Origin of the sequence: Streptococcus sp. 9.1 (genome assembly GCF_016648815.1) — a bacterium.
In the GTDB taxonomy this organism is placed as follows: domain Bacteria; phylum Bacillota; class Bacilli; order Lactobacillales; family Streptococcaceae; genus Streptococcus; species Streptococcus salivarius_E.
The window spans coordinates 40936-57933 of record NZ_JACLQS010000001.1; the positions used below are offsets into that span (position 1 = coordinate 40936).

Genomic DNA, 16998 nt, shown 5'->3' on the forward strand with positions numbered 1-16998 from the left:
TCATCGTTCATTGGCACACGGCTATCGCCTTCAGTAAATACAGGTTTACCAGTTTGTGTAGCACCTTGGATATCTGTAGTTTCAACTGGTGTTGCTGTCGGTGTTACAGGAGTTACTGTTGGGGTGTACTTAGCTGTGATTTCAGTTCCGTTCTTATCCACACGTTTCACAGTTACGCCTGTTCCTACTCCAGTAAATGATTTTTCTGGTACGAAAGTTACTGTACCATCTGGAGAAACGGTGTATGTTCCTTCGCCATCCACTGTCTTAGTGGTTGAGCCATCTTCAAAGGTCGCTGGAGTATCCTCATCGATTGGAACATTTGGATCGCCTTCAGTAAAGGTTGGTTTACCTGTTTGAGTGGCACCTTGGATATCTGTCGATGTTGCATCTTCAGAAGTTGGAACGACTGGAGTAATCTTAGGTGTGTAAGTTGTTTCTACTGTTGTACCATTTGTATCAGCTGCTTGAACCTTAACTGGGACAACATCACCTGAATAAGATTTATCTGTTGGTGTGAAGGTCACAACACCTGTTTCTTTATCAACAGTGAAGGTACCGATCACGTCACCTGCTGGTGATTTCGCTTCTACTGATGCTGCTGGCTGACCATTTTCATCAAGAAGGGTAATTGAATCCTTGTTAATTGGCGCTACTTCATCACCTTCTGTGAAGGTTACTGTTCCAGTTTGAACCAAACCTTGAGGTCCCGTAGATTCAGCTGGTGTTGCTGTTGGAGTTACTGGTGTCACAGTTGGTGTGTAAGTCGCTGAAGCTTTTGTTCCGTTCTTATCTTCACGAACAACCGTTACGGCCGGCGCTTTACCTGTGAATGATTTCTCAGGAACAAAAGTTACAGTTCCGTCGGCTGCTACTGTGTAAGTACCAACTCCATCAACTGTCTTGGTAGTTGAACCATCGTCGAAGGTTGCTGGAACGTCATCGTTCATTGGCACACGGCTATCACCTTCAGTAAATTCAGGCTTACCTGTTTGGGTTTGACCTTGTTTACCTGTTGATGTTGTATCTTCTGCTGTTGGTGTAACTGGTGTTACTGTTGGGGTGTAAGTCGCTGAAGCTTTTGTTCCGTTCTTGTCTTCACGAACAACTGTAACCGCTGGTGCTGTTCCTGTAAAACTTGGTTCTGGAACAAATGTAACAGTACCGTCTGCTGCTACTGTGTAGGTACCAACGCCATCAACTGACTTGGTAGTTGAGCCATCATCAAATGTTGCTGGAACAGCTTCATTGATAGCTACTGTTTTCTCAACGCCATCTACTGTTACAGTTCCACCCTTGAATTCAGGTTTACCAGTTTGTGTCGCACCTTGAATATCAGTTGTTTCAGCTGGTGTAGCTGTTGGGGTTACTGGAACGATTTCTGGTGTGTAAGTTGTATCCACCTTGATACCGTTTGAGCTTTCAGCTTGAACCTTTGCTGGTGTGACTGCACCAGTGTATGATTTATCAGTCGGTGTGAAGGTTACTTGACCAGTGGCTGAATCAATTGAGTAAGTACCAATTTCAGTTGTACCATCAGCGGCATAAGCTGGTGTACTTGTCACTTCATTGCCATCACTATCCAAAAGCGTGTAGCTATTATCTTTGATCGTAATAGCTTTATCTTCACCATTTACTTGGACAGTCGTTCCTGCAAAGCTTGGTGTCCCTGTTTGTGTTGCCCCTTGAATATCTTTAGAAGTTGCAGGGCTTTCAGTTGGAACAGCTGGCACTACAGTTGGTGTATATTTCGCATCTGAAGTAATTATTGCTGTCTTACCATTAGCATTGGTAATAGTCGCAGTTGCTTGAACAGTTACACCTTTTGCTGTTCCAACAAAATCTTTTTCAGGAGTAAATGTCACAGCACCAGTAGTAGGATCGATTGTGTATGTTCCTTCCCCTGCTACTGTTACAGTTGTTTCATCAGTCGGTTGACCAGTTGCGGGATCCACCAATTTCTTGCTTGTGATTTTCGCAGCCTTGTCGTTACTCAACTCAAATGTAGGAGTTTGGGTTTGAGGAACATTTTGAACATCCTCAGAAACCTTGTCTGTAGGAGTCACTGTGATTGGTGTGGCAGTTGGTGTGTACTTAGCAGTTGCAGTCTTAAGAGCATTATCTGGCACTCTACCATCTTTGTCACGACCAACTGGAGCCGTAAGAGAAACTGTTACCCCCTTGGCAGTTCCAGTAAATCCTGGTTCTGGTACAAAAGTAACCTTGCCAGTCAACTCGTCTAGATAGTAAATTCCTTCTCCTTCTACAGTCAAAACAGGATCATTGATGACATTTCCAGTCGCTGGATCGACAAACTTAGCCGGATAATCAAAATCAGGTGTGATTTTAACTTTCTCACCATTACTATTTGTTCCTTCAAGAGCGAATTCTGGCGTACCAGTTTGACTAGCTCCTTGAACATCCGTAGATTTCTTGTCTTCCCCTTCGATATTTTTAGGTGTTACTGTTGGAATGTAAAGACCATCCATATTATCCATCACTTCATTAATTGATGGTAATAATGTTTTATCTTTAGAAACCCAATCAGTTGTATAACCATTATCATCTGTACGACGGATACTTATACCGCTCGCAGTTCCTACAAAGTTATCTTCTGGAGTAAATTCAATATCTACGTTATTACCGTTTGGAGTAATTTTATATTTACCTTCTCCTGGTATTACATAATATCCATCAGCTTTTGGATTTACTACTTGTTTCGTTCTATTATCAATAATAACTGGAGCTACAGTTTGATCGATTTCTGCATTTTTATCACGACTGTACTTGGATAGTCCTTGAGCCGTGAAAGCAACTGTTGCTGTTTGTGTCGCTCCTTGAACATCGATTGTTTCTTTACGTTCACCTTTTGGAGGGAAAGTAATTTGAGTTTTAAAGTCTTCTACTTCTCCAGATAAAGCTAAACCTGTTGGGTTTTCAATATCTGATTGATTACTAGCAATACGAACACGTGTACCTAATTCAGTAACACTTGGATCAATCATTGTTTTTGCATTTCTGAATTCAAGTCTAACTGTTCCATCTTTTGTAACAGTTGCCAAGTCAGAACGTTCATCCTCATCGAATGTTCCATTTTGGTTAAAGTCGATCCAACCGTAAACATACGCTTTAGCAGCACCATCAGTATGTGCTTCAACATCTAAAGTATACGTTCCTGGACGAGTACGGTCTAATTTAATCATATCATTAGTTTGACCTTTTAAGTTATCAGGTACGATTTGATCAACACCTTCATCAGCAGAAATAGTGTTATCATCACCTGTCCAGTCATTTGCGTTATTTTCATCCATATCAGGACTTACAGTTCCTAAGTATGGTTGAGCAAGTTTTGTACCTGTTACACCGTCTACCGTTCCAATTGAGTGTTGTGCTTTTCCATAACTTTCTGGAGCGTCTCCTTCATCAAGAGGGAAGAATCCAAGCATAGCAGATTGTTTACCTGATGATGCGATATAAAGTCCCACTTCTGAAGCTCCTTGAGTCATAACTAGAGGTACTGAAAAACGGCTAGCAGACACGTTCGGTCCGAAAACTCCAGTTCCTAATCCACCCGTAACTTGGTCTGGACTACCAAAGTATTTCCACGCTACTGGTTTTTTATCTGGGCCAACCTCATTAGCATTACGAAGTAATTCCAAGTTTAGTCCTGATATTCTAGCACCATTTACATCAACAAATTTTGATCTACTATAGTTATTTGCGGGATCAAAATAATTGTGTGTGTCTTGAACTACATACGTTTCAGTATTAGAAGCTTTTTTCCATTCTCCGATATGTTTCCAACCAGCACCATTTGTAGTGAATAACACTAATTCACCAGGGTTAGCTGACTCACCATCAGCAGCTACTACTGCAGGTTTTACTGATTTACCACGGAATGTTGCAGAAATCTCAAATTGAACACCGATATTCGCACCATTATACTCTGATGAAATTGTTGTTCGTTTTGAACCAGTATCAATTCCTTCTTGACGAATTTCAGTCCAACGATTTTGAGCGTCTGCTACTACTAATGCTTCTTCTCTGTTTGCGAAAGCTGCTCTAGTTGTAGGATCTCCAATAGTTCCAATGTATCCATTTTTTGCATTTGGATCATATGTAGCTTTTTCAGCTTCTGTAGCACCTTGTGCTTCCATACGATTTTTATAAATTTCAGTTGCTTGGAATGGTTTAAGACTCTTAACCTTAATGTTAACTATATATCCAGGCATAATTTCTTTAGTGTAAGTTGATCCTACTTGAAGAGCTGTTCTACCGTCTTTAGATGTTGTAGTATTGGTCCAAGCAGTTGTATCTCCAAAATCTAACCAGTTAATTTGTTTAACTAGTTCTTTTGCATTAATTTTAGAAAATTCTGTTGGTTTTTCAACTTTTGGAGTTGAGGTTGCATCTTCTACATCATCACCAATCAAGCTTTCGTCATTAGGGTCACCGATTGCACGACGTGTACGACGGCGACCAGAAGTTTCTGCTGTTACAACAGGTTGCTCTAGAGCAGACGCTTCGGCACCACTTGAAAGAGCATTCGTTGTAGAAGCTTCTGCTTGAACGTCCACACCTTGTGCTTCAGATGCTGTTTCTGAAGCAGTTGTCTCAGATGATGCTGGTGTAACAGAGGCTGTCGTTGAAACTCCCGTAGTATTGCCTACACTTGTAGAGCCAGCAACACTAGTGGTAGATGCTGCAGTAGTTGCTGACGTTGATGTAGCTGCTTGAGATGTAGTCTCACTAGAAGCTTGTGTTGTAGACGTTTCAGAAGTAGCTGCGCTAGCATTTGAAACTGTTTGAGACTGACTATTAGTCTCAGAAATTGATAAGAAATTTGCGACTTCCGTCGAAGCTTGAGCAGCAACAGCATTCTGAGAAGATGTCTCATCACTCACTGTAGCAGTAGTGCTAGCTACATCTCCTGCTTGGACTTGGTTAGCTGTTTCATCGGCAGATACTTGACTAGCAGTACCAACCATAACCAGAGTCCCAAGAAGAACGGAGCAAACCCCTACATTCAGCTTACGAATCGAAAATCGACTTATACGATCATTAAATAAATCTTTACCCACTTTGGTAATCCTCCACACTTATACTATTAAGTATCTCACCCCTCAATGAGATTAAAAGTATTTAAAAATACTAATCGTTAAATATTCTAACAAAATTCCTAATATTTGTGAAAAGAAATGCTCTTATTTTCAATTTTTTTATAAGGTTCACTTAAAAATAATCATGTAAACAATAGAATGATTATAGATATCACTATTTTTATAAACGTTTCAATTAATAATTTTATAATTATTTACTTTTAGAATTGTCAGTAAAAAGAAACTTATGATTTCATTTTTTTCAAAAATCGATTTTCAGAATTAATAATTCATTAGAACTTTTAAATTAGTAAGTCATTATTGAAATAAAAATGGTTGGTTATCAACTCAGTCCTTCTAAAAAAGATAGCTTATAACCATCTTAACTATAGTTTAGAAGCCTATTTAACGACATTTTTTATCCTGTTGTTTTCAAGAAAAGCAAAATTTCTTTGAAAAGATAATTTCCCACTTCGCTAAATACTTTCTAAGTCATATGACACTTAGAACTAAATCTGTTGAAAATACAAACCAAATCAGCCATCTTGCTTTAAACCATTTGGAATAAGTATGATATTCTTCACTTTTTCACTTGTTATTATTATCCAATTGATTTAGCTACCTACGAAAAAAGCTCTATAATCTCTTCAATAGTTTAACCTACTAAATCGATTATAGAGCCAAAAAAAGAAGATCCAAAGACCTTCTTTCAATTTAAGTTCTACTTAAATTATTTTACTGTGCGGATACGCATAGTGTTTGTACCACCTGTACCTACTGGAACACCAGCAACGATAACAATGTTATCACCAGATTCTACAAGACCTGATTCCAATGCAACTTTTTCAGCAACATCAAACATATCATCAGTTGAGCTTGGTTTTTCAGTAACTACTGGAATAACCCCCCAGTTAAGCATCAATGATTTTTGAGTAATTTCATCGAATGTTACAGCCAAGATATCAGCTTCTGGACGGTATTTAGAAATCAAACGAGCAGTGTTACCTGATTCAGTAAGAGCAACAACAAGTTTGATATCCATTGAGTTAGTAGCATCTTTAACTGCAGACGCAACTACTTCAGTCTTAGTTGAACGGTCAAATGTTGATGAATCAAGACGACCATACTCTTTAAGAAGAGTTTGAGCGTTTTTATCAATTGTAGCCATTGTACGAACTGATTCAACTGGGTATTTACCATTTGCAGACTCACCAGAAAGCATTGTAGCATCTGTACCATCGATAACTGCGTTAAATACGTCAGATACTTCAGAACGAGTTGCACGTGGTTTTTCTGTCATTGTTTCAAGCATGTTAGTAGCTGTAACAACAACTTTACCAGCAGCGTTTACTTTAGTGATGATCATTTTTTGGTAAACTGGAACCATTTCGAATGGTACTTCGATACCCATGTCACCACGAGCGATCATGATACCGTCAGCAGCTTCGATGATTTCATCGATGTTATCGATACCTTGTTGGTTTTCGATTTTAGCCAACAATTGAACATGACCGTTACCAGTTTCTTCACAGATAGCACGAACTTCTTGTACGTCTTTTGCAGTACGTACGAATGAGATAGCGATAAAGTTAAGACCTTGTTCAAGACCAAAACGGATATCAGCGTTATCACGTTCAGCAAGTGCTGGGAAAGGAATTTTAGTGTAAGGGATGTTTACACCTTTTTGTTTAGCGATGATACCATCATTTTCAACTTCAACGATGAATTCACGTTTTTCAGCATCTTTGTCTACAACACGAAGACCAAGTTTACCATCATCGATAAGAACTTGTTTACCTACTTCTACATCGTCAAAAACGTCAAGTGCACCTGCAACGTTCAAAGCGATAACGTCGCGAGTTGATTTGATACCTTGTTTAGTAGCAACACGAATTTGTTCACCAGTTTTGTATGCATACTCTTTAGCATCACCTTCGAACAATTCAGTACGCATTTCAGGTCCTTTTGTATCAAGAAGGAAACCTACTTTTTGACCAGCAAGGTCTTCTGCCATACGAACGACATCCATACGTTCACCTTGTTCAGCGTGGTCACCATGTGAGAAGTTGAAACGGAAAACGTTGGCACCTTCCTTGATCAATTGAGCAATGTTTTTAGCAGATGCTTCACGGTCAAGTTTTTCACCCCAGTAACCATCTTCACCAAATTTTTTGCCGCCACGGATTTCAACCGCAGGACCAAGTGTTGCAACGATTTTTACGCGTTTATTCATGATAAATAAAAACTCCCTTATATTTTTTGTCGCCCTAGCGACGGATTAACAATAATTTAAATAACCGAGATTAGCTCAAGTTAGCCAATGAACGGTTAAGGTCTGCAAAGTCAAGACGAGCTTTGTGTGGATTGTTAACGATAATTTTACCGTCTTCAGTAAGACTGAACAAAGCGCCTTCTTCTGCTGTACCAAGGATTGGGCTTTCAACAAGCTCTTCATTGTGGATACCAACAGCTACACCACCAATACCTTGTTTAAGGAGGTCAACCGCATGAGCACCCATCCATGAAGCAAGAACACGGTCACGCGGAGTTGGCGAACCACCACGAACCACGTGTCCAATGTTTGTTGCACGAAGATCTGAAGTATCTCCAGCTTCTTTCATTTTAGCTGCAAATTCTTCAGCACCCATAACACCTTCAGCAAGTACGATTACGTGGTGAGTTTTAACACCTGATTCGTAACCTTCTTTAACTTTACGGACAACTTCGTTGATGTCGTACTCTTCTTCAGGTACGATAATTTGGTCTGCACCAGAAGCGATACCAGCCCAAAGAGCGATATCACCAGCGTGACGTCCCATAACTTCAACGACAAAAGTACGTCCGTGACTGAAAGCAGTGTCTTGAATTTTATCGATAGCTTCTGTTGCAGTTGCAACAGCAGTATCAAAACCAATTGTATAGTCTGTACCAACGATATCGTTATCGATAGTTCCTGGAAGACCAACAGCTGGGAAACCATGTTCAGTCAAACGCATAGCACCATGGTAAGAACCATCTCCACCAATAACTACTACACCTTCGATTCCATGTTTTTTAAGTTGCTCAATACCTTTAAGTTGACCCTCAAGTTGGGCAAACTCAGGATAGCGAGCAGACTGAAGGAAAGTACCACCACGGCTGAGGATGTTGTCTACGCCTTTGGCATCAAGTTGGAAGATATCTCCTTCAACCATACCAGCGTATCCACGGTTAATGCCGAATACTTCAATTCCTTCAGAAATTGCTTTGAGAACAACTGCGCGAGCGGCAGCGTTCATACCAGGGGCATCTCCACCACTAGTCAAAACAGCAATACGTTTCATTATTCCTGATACTCCTTTTATATATTTAACATTTTCATTATAACATAAAGAATTCTAAATGGCTTTAAATTTGAAAAGATTTATTGTTTTTTTTTATCGTAAAACCGTTTTCAACACATAAGGTGCTAATTCCTGATTAAGTTCCTCGTTCTTGGATACTCTATATCTTTGACTAACGATGGTTTCCTTACTTCCTTGATAACGAATAATGACAGGGATGTTTCCAGGATACTTAGCTAAGATTTGAGAAACGTCTAAGTCCTGATCATGATTCTCAAGTAAAATCCAGAAACGCTCCGTACTAGCTTCCTCCATGTTGGACAAAATTAACTGAATGCGTCCATCACGCTCCTGGGTCCGCCCATCAAGATAAAAGAGACCACCTTCACTTAATTTATCCTTATGATAGAAATAAGTTTCTGGGAATAGAGTAACATCAAGTTTATTGATCCCATCAGTTACGTTCAGAAAGGCCATCTGATCACCTTTTTTAGTTCTGATAATTCGAACGGACTCTAGCTGAACCAAAACCGTCGCCTTAGTATTAACCGTCAAATCAGAAATTGGTTGATAGGGACGAGAGGCCATTTTTTGAGCTAGGTGTAAAGGATGAGGACTAAGCCCAACTCCTAGTAACTCCTGTTCTAAATTATAACGATCCGTCTGGCTATAGTCTTCATAATCAACCCAAGAATAAGAGGACTCTGCAAACAAACTTCCTAACTCATTGACAAAAGTAAAGAGGTTGTTTAAATTGCCAATGATTTTCTGACGGTTTGGTTCAAAAATATCAAACAAACCAATTTGAATAAGAGGTGTCAAAATATCGACTTTCTGATATTTACTAGGAATACGTGTCAAAAAGTCTTCTATAGAAATGTATTTGCCATTTTGTTTGCGATCCTCAATAATCCAAAGGGAAAAATCTCTTGGCAAGCCTTTGATAGTCTTAAGGCCTAATACGATCTTGCCATCTGAAATCTTGTCCAGATAGGGAATCCTATTAATATCGAGTCTAGCTAGGGAGAAGCCATTTTCAATTGCATCCTTAATGTAATCACTAGACGAATAATTCAACATAACGTCATAGAATATCTGTGGGTAGTGCGTTTTGAAATAGGCTAACTGAAAGGCCAAAGCTGAGTAGGCATAGGCATGACTTCTATTAAAGCCATAACCCGCAAACTTAGCCATCATACTAAAGAGTCTTTCAGCAATCTGTGGGTCACGTCCTAACTGACGACTTCCTTCCATGAATTGTTCGGACATCTTGGACATTTCATTGGCATCTTTTTTAGACATCGCTCGACGAAGCAAATCGGCTTTTCCAAGTGTAAAGCCCGCAAATACTTGGGCAATCTGCATAACCTGCTCCTGATAGAGCATGATGCCATAAGTAGGCTCAAGGATTGGTGCAACTACTGGATCAATCAGATCTACTTTTTCCTTACCATACTTACGAGCAATGAAATTATCTGTATAATCGCTGGCTCCAGGACGGTTAAGAGAGGTTGTCGCTACGACTTCTTCGAACTTAGCAGGTTTAATTCGTTTAAGGAGGTTTATGGCACCCGCCTGCTCAAACTGAAAAATCCCCTTTGTCTTACCACTGGCAAAAAGTGCTAGGGTCTGTGGATCTTCCAAGTCAATGGATTTGATATCAATAGTGATGCCCTGCTCTTCTTCAAGCTTCTCCTTCATTTTTTGAACAAAGGTCAAATTACGGAGACCCAAGAAATCCATCTTAAGCAAGCCATTGGCCTCAACTGCGGAGGCATCGTACTGAGTAACCATCATATCCTCACCAGCTTTTAGAGGAATATGATTAGTCAGGTCATCATCACTCATCACTATACCGGCAGCATGAATTGAGGTTTGTCTTGGCTGGCCTTCAATAGCCTTAGCAATTTCAAATGCCCTCTGAAATTCCTGTCTCTGATTAATCAGCTGTCTGAATGACATATTCTTCTCATAGACAGAGGTCAAGTTATCACGAAAAGAAATCTTTTTACTTAGTTGGGACAGTTCAAATTCCTTAGCACCAAAACGTTTAAAAACATCTCGAATAGCCTGCTTGGCTCCAAAGGTTGAAAAGGTAACAATCTGAGCAGAGTGCTTACTACCATAACGGTCCCTAACATAATGAAGAAACTCGCTTCGATAGATATCAGGCAAGTCGATATCAATATCAGGCATGCTATAACGCTCTTCATTTAGGAAACGCTCGAAAAGCAAGTCATTTTTAACGGGATCAATTCCAGTAATGTCAAGAACATAGGCCACCAAGCTTCCTGCAGCAGATCCACGTCCCATTCCCATATAATAACCACGGCTACGCCCAAAGCGTAACAAATCCCAGACAATCAAGAAATAATCATCAAAGCCCATCTGATGAATGATAGACAATTCTTTGTCTAAACGTTCCTGATAAACTGCTGAGGTTAACTTTTTAGACTCCAATCCAGATTGAGCTAATTGACTTAATTGGTCAACTGCTGGCATATCTCGATTAAAACGTGGAAGCTTCAAATCTGTATCAAATTGATAAGTAATGTCTGAAACAAGTTGCTCCAAATTGTTCAAAGCCTCTGGAATATCGCTATAGGCACTTTCCATTTCTTGAGGCGAGAAAAGTAGCTGATTCATAGGACAAATAGAGGCCTCTGACAAGGAAACATTTTGTGAGATGGCATGCAACATCTGAATCGTCGAGCGGTCTGAATTCTCAAAGTAACGCACTGTATGTAAGGGAACCACAGGATAATCAAACTCTTTGCCAGCATCTTCTGGCCTTACCCCAATGAAAACCTCTGAACCAAGTGTCATCCCTGACTCCCAGTCTTCACTCGGAAGGATGAGGGCAATAGCATTCAGATAGTCCGAAAAAGCTGTAAGTTCACGTTGTCCTGAGGAAAGCTCTGTTGCCAACTTCATCAAATTTTTATAGCCCTGATTATTTTTTGCTAATAGACGAAAAGGAATTTTTCTTCCCTCGTAAAATAGATTAGCTTCCATACCAATCAAAGGACGTAAACCGTTTCTACTTGCAAGCTGGGCAAAATGATAAGCAGCATAGAGATTGTCACGATCCATCAAACCAAGGGCTTGATAGCCAAGCTCTTTGGCACGCGCAACGTAGCTGTTCAAATCTACGACACTATCCATGAAACTATAGACGGATTTTGTATCCAATTGTGCAAACATGAAGGCCTCCTTTCTATCTTTCTATTATAGCATACGCTACTAGTAAAAACGCCTCTACCATATTAACTGTTTCAAACAAAAAGAATGAGATAGAACAACATTTTAGACATTGTCCTTATCCCATTCTTTTAAGTGATCATTATTTTTTTACTAACACATCATTGCTTCTGATAGCAAGATTGAATATCAAAGTTTAGAAAAACAACTTAGTCCCTTATTGCCAATATGATGGGCGTTGTTTTTCATAGGCAGCAATCAAATCTTCATATTGAAGAGTGATTCCAATATCGTCAAGCCCTTCAACCAATTTACGTTTCCACTCATGATCGATATCAAATGGAAACTCTCCTGCTGAAGATTTAATGACTTGGTTTGGAAGGTCAATCGTGATTTCCTCACCTGCAGGAAGAGCAGCCAATTTTTGACGTACTTCCAGGGGTTGAACGATTGGCAACATACCATTCTTCAATTCGTTGTTATAGTGGATATCTGAAAATGATCCAGCGATAACACAGCGGAAACCATAGTCTTCCAATGCCCACGCAGCGTGTTCACGAGATGATCCTGAACCAAAGTTATCACCAGTAACCAAAATAGTCGCATCGCGATACTCAGGTTTATTGAAGACGAAATCAGGATTTTCTTCGTAGTCATCATTAAGATAACGCCATTCAAACATCAAATTCTTACCGAAGCCTTTTTTATCAACAGCTTTCAAGAATTGTTTGGGAATGAGTTGGTCCGTATCGATGTTATCATTCATCAAAGGTACTGATTTCCCTGTATAGACGGTAAATTTTTCCATTATCTTCTCCCTTATGCTTGAACTTCTGGCATATAGCGTACATCTACAAATTTACCAGCGATTGCCGCAGCTGCTGCCATTGCTGGACTACAAAGGTGAGTACGAGCTCCATATCCTTGACGTCCCTCAAAGTTACGGTTACTTGTAGATGCACAGTGAACGCCTTCTGGAACATGGTCTGGGTTCATACCAAGACACATTGAGCAACCTGGATCACGCCATTCAAATCCTGCATCCAAGAAAATTTTATCCAAACCAAGACGTTCAGCTTCTTTCTTAACTGGACGTGAACCTGGAACAACAATAGCTGTCAATGTTGGTGCGATATGTTTTCCTTTAACGAATTTAGCAGCTAACTCAAGGTCGCTAAGACGTGCGTTAGTACAAGAACCAATAAAGACATAGCCAAGATCGATATCTTTAGCATATTCGCCAGGCTTAACATCCATATACTCGTAAGCACGTTCATCATTAAAGTCTTTGATTTCTGGGAATGGTTGATCAAACTCAACACCCATTTCAGGGTTAGTTCCCCATGTAACCATAGGTGCCAATTCTGAAACATCAATAGTGATTACTTTATCGTATTCAGCATCTGGATCTGAGACCAAGGTTTTCCAGTCAGCTACTGCTTCTTCAAACTTCTCACCCTTAGGTGCGCAAGGACGCCCTTCAACATAATCATAAGTTTTTTGGTCTGGATTCATAAGACCCATCTTAGCACCAAATTCAATAGACATGTTACAGATAGTCATGCGTTCATCCATTGAAAGGGCATCAATAGCTTCACCACAATATTCAACCGCGTATCCTACACCAGCATCAACGCCATAGCGTGCAATAAGTGCAAGAATAAAGTCTTTTGAATAAACACCTGGCTGTGGTTTACCAACAAATTCAACCTTCATTTTCTTAGGTTTTACTTGCCACAAACATTGTGTCGCAAAGACATGTTCCACCTCAGATGTACCAATACCAAAGGCAATGGCACCAAAGGCACCGTGCGTAGCCGTATGACTATCCCCACAAACTACAAATTTTCCGGGTTGACTACGACCTGTTTCAGGACCAACCATATGGACAATCCCCTGACGAGCAGTACCGTGGGTAGCCGCATCAATACCAAATTCTTCGACGTTTTTCGCCAAAGTATCAATTTGGTTTTTAGAAATAAGGTCACGAATGTTAAAAATATCAACTGTAGGAACGTTGTGGTCTGTCGTACCAAAAGTTAGATCTGGGCGACGAACTTTACGTCCAGCATCACGAAGTCCTTGAAAGGCCTGTGGACTTGTAACCTCGTGAATATAATGCTGATCCACATACATCAATTGTGGTTCGCCCTCGTTTCCAGTAACGACGTGGCGTTCCCAAAGTTTATCAAAAATTGATTTTCCGCTCATAAAATACTCCAAATATAATCTAAGGATTAGCTAATCCGAAAGTCTTGTTAGAATAAGGTATAAAATAACGACATCAATAACAATTCCCATAAGCCAACATAGCTTAAAATACCATTTGTTAATTTTATGTCTAAAAAGTTTTCCACTAGAAAAGCACCAATACCACCGAAAATCAGAGTCTGCAATAATAATGCCTTCTCAGAAATCCGTCTCTTATGTCGAATAGCCTTGCTTTTATCAAGTCCATAAGCACATAAAACAAGGAGATTCCATACCAACAAAACACTGAGTAACACTAGTTTTAGTGTCATGAGTTTAGAGATTGCTAATAATAGCTGCTGTCATTTCAGCAGTCGAAGCCTGACCACCCAAATCACGTGTCAAGATGCCTTGGTTCAAGGTCTTATCAACAGCATTTTCAATCAATTCAGCCCCTTCAGTTTCATTGAAACTTTCACGCAACATCATAGCTACTGATAAAATCATTGAAATTGGGTTGGCAATACCTTGACCGGCAATGTCTGGTGCTGAACCATGGATAGGTTCATAAAGACTAGGACCATTTTCAGAATGACTGGCAGATGGCATAACGCCTAAAGTTCCTGGAAGGACACTTGATTCATCAGACAAGATATCTCCAAAAAGATTTTCTGTCACAACCACATCAAAACGAGCTGGGTTGGTAATCATAATCATTGCGGCACTATCAACGAGTTGGTGTTCAAGAGTTACATCTGGAAACTCCAAAGAAACTTCATCAGCAATCTTACGCCACAATTTAGAAGTTGCCAAAACATTTTGTTTATCAATGCTAGTGACCTTTTTGCCACGACCTTGGGCAATCTTGAAAGCACGACGCATGATACGACGAATCTCATCTGCTGAATAATCATTGATATCACGAGCCTTATCTTCTTCGATAATATGCTCACCAAAGTAAATCCCACCTGTAAGCTCACGAACAACGACAAAATCTACGCCCTCGATACGCTCTGGTTTAAGAGGTGACAAGTGTTTCAAAGCATCAAAGATGCGGACAGGACGGATATTAGCAAAGAGATTTAGCTCTTTACGAATGGCCAAAAGTCCTTGTTCAGGACGAACTGGCGCATTGTCATATTTTGGTCCACCAATTGCAGCCAAGAGGATAGCATCTGCTGATTTAGCAGCATCCAAAGTTGACTTAGGAAGTGGATGACCTTCAGCATCAATACCAGCACCACCAAATGGTTTGGCATCGATGTCATAATCAAATCCAATTTTTGAAGCTACTTTTTCAAGAACTTCAAGACCCGCTGCCATAATCTCAGGTCCAATTCCATCACCTGAAAGTGTTACGATTTTCTTTGTCATGTTTAACTCCTCTTTGGCTTATGGAAGGTCACGATAAGAAACCTTACGTGCCATCTCACCGGCATTTTCTTTTTGAACCAATGTATTAGCATTGATATAGGCAATTGCTGATGCTTTCAAGACATCAAAGTCCAAACCAGATGCATTGAAAATAGTATCTGTATCTACATTTTCAACAGTTACAAGTACACGCGCTTGCGCATCAATACCATCAGTTACAGCGTCAATATTATAAGAAGTCAAGCGAACTGTTTGGTTGAAGAATTTGTCAATAGCATTGAAGATAGCTTCAACTGACCCTTGACCATTGGCCAAAAATTCTACAGATTCACCGTCTTCATTAGCCAAGCTTACTGTAGCAGTGATTGTTTCATCAGCATTAGTAGTCAAGCGAAGATCTTCGAAGTGGAAACCTTCTGGATTATCTACACTAGTACCAGCAACAAGTGCACGAATGTCTGCATCTGTGATATCATGTTTTTTCCCAGCCAAGACTTTAAATTTGGCAAAGAGTGGTTTGATATCTTCTTCAACAAAGTCAAGCTCAAGTTCTTTCAATTTTTCAACAAAGGCATGACGTCCTGACAATTTACCAAGAGGAAGACTGTTACTCTTCACACCTACCAATTCTGGTGTGAAGATTTCATAAGTTTGTGGGTTCTTAAGAACACCATCTTGGTGGATACCTGATTCATGAGAGAAGGCATTTCCACCAACAACAGCTTTATTTTTAGGAACAGGAATTCCAGAGAAGCGAGAAACAAGCTCTGAAGTATTCATTGTTTCATTAAGAACAATATCACTTGTTGCTTGGAAGAAGTCTTCACGAATTTTCAAAGCAACAGCTACTTCTTCAAGAGCAACATTACCCGCACGCTCACCAATACCATTGACTGTTCCCTGAACACGTCCAGCACCATGTTTAATTGCTGTCAAAGTATTTGCAGTTGCCATACCAAGGTCATCGTGGCAGTGAACACCAAAGACAACTTTATGATCTGATTTAATATTTTCAGTCAAGTGATCAAAAATACGTGCAAACTCTTCTGGAGTCGTAAAGCCAACTGTATCAGGAATATTAATATATGAGGCACCAGCATCAACTGCTGTTTGAACAACTTCAGTCAAGAAATCAAGCTCAGTACGAGTAGCATCTTCAGGAGAAAACTCAACAACTTCAAATTTTGAACGTGCATATGACACATGTTCTTTTACAGCTTCAAGAATTTCTTCTTTTGATTTCTTCAATTTAAACTCACGATGAATCGGACTTGTTGCGATAAAGACATGAATTTGTGGATACTTAGCATCTTTCAAAGCCTCATAACAAGCATCAATATCAGATTTTACTGAACGAGCCAAACCAGTAACAGAAGTTGTTGTCATAGCTTCCGCAATTTGTTTTACTGCCTCAAATGAATCTGGGCTAGCTGCAGGGAAACCTGCTTCGATTACAGAAATTCCCCATTTTTCAAGTTGCTTAGCAATGGCAACTTTTTCTTTGATTGAAAAGTTAACACCTGGTGTTTGTTCCCCATCACGAAGACTTGTATCAAAAAATTCAACTTTACGCATAGACAATCCTCTTTCTAAAAGTAAAAACGATAGTAGTAAAAAAACATCTCACTCGGAAACCCAAGCGAGATGTTTTTACCTCCCGCTTGGTAAGCCAAACAGGACTAATGCTTTTGCACTAGCCCTCATTACGCAATAGCAAAACAGTTGTAGTTGCGAATGTCATTTGACTCATTTCCTTTCGATGTATCTTGGTTAATATGATACATCTTTCCAACTTGAAAGTCAAGGAAAAA

The 16998-nt window shown here is 39.8% G+C and carries 8 protein-coding genes and 1 pseudogene; all 9 read right to left on the minus strand.

Annotated elements, in window-relative coordinates:
* Positions 1-5081: CshA/CshB family fibrillar adhesin-related protein (locus H7T93_RS09910; RefSeq protein WP_311634951.1), on the minus strand; the 5081-nt coding region annotated here is incomplete at its 3' end.
* Between the two features lie 748 nt (positions 5082-5829).
* Entirely contained in the window at positions 5830-7332 is a 1503-nt protein-coding gene (pyk, locus tag H7T93_RS00210; protein WP_022496496.1) for a pyruvate kinase, read from the minus strand.
* A 70-nt stretch (positions 7333-7402) separates the two neighbouring features.
* Positions 7403-8422 (minus strand): 6-phosphofructokinase, encoded by a 1020-nt coding sequence (gene pfkA, locus H7T93_RS00215; protein ID WP_002884051.1) that lies wholly within the window; start codon positions 8420-8422, stop codon positions 7403-7405.
* 93 nt (positions 8423-8515) lie between these two features.
* A complete protein-coding gene (locus H7T93_RS00220) occupies positions 8516-11626 on the minus strand; it encodes a DNA polymerase III subunit alpha (RefSeq protein ID WP_175057554.1) in 3111 nt (1036 codons plus the stop codon).
* Positions 11627-11840: 214 nt separating this feature from the next.
* The gene (gene leuD, locus H7T93_RS00225) at positions 11841-12431 is read right to left on the minus strand and encodes a 3-isopropylmalate dehydratase small subunit (protein ID WP_002884116.1); all 591 of its coding nucleotides are present in this window, start codon (positions 12429-12431) and stop codon (positions 11841-11843) included.
* An 11-nt stretch (positions 12432-12442) separates the two neighbouring features.
* Positions 12443-13834, minus strand: coding sequence for a 3-isopropylmalate dehydratase large subunit (gene leuC / locus H7T93_RS00230; protein WP_022496499.1), 1392 nt, complete (start codon positions 13832-13834; stop codon positions 12443-12445).
* A 30-nt stretch (positions 13835-13864) separates the two neighbouring features.
* Positions 13865-14145 (minus strand): annotated as a pseudogene (locus tag H7T93_RS00235) (DUF1294 domain-containing protein).
* Between the two features lie 4 nt (positions 14146-14149).
* Complete coding sequence (gene leuB / locus H7T93_RS00240) at positions 14150-15187, minus strand: 3-isopropylmalate dehydrogenase (RefSeq protein WP_037610968.1); 1038 nt, start codon at positions 15185-15187, stop codon at positions 14150-14152.
* 18 nt (positions 15188-15205) lie between these two features.
* Complete coding sequence (locus tag H7T93_RS00245) at positions 15206-16762, minus strand: 2-isopropylmalate synthase (RefSeq protein ID WP_004182645.1); 1557 nt, start codon at positions 16760-16762, stop codon at positions 15206-15208.
* Positions 16763-16998: the final 236 nt, after the last annotated feature.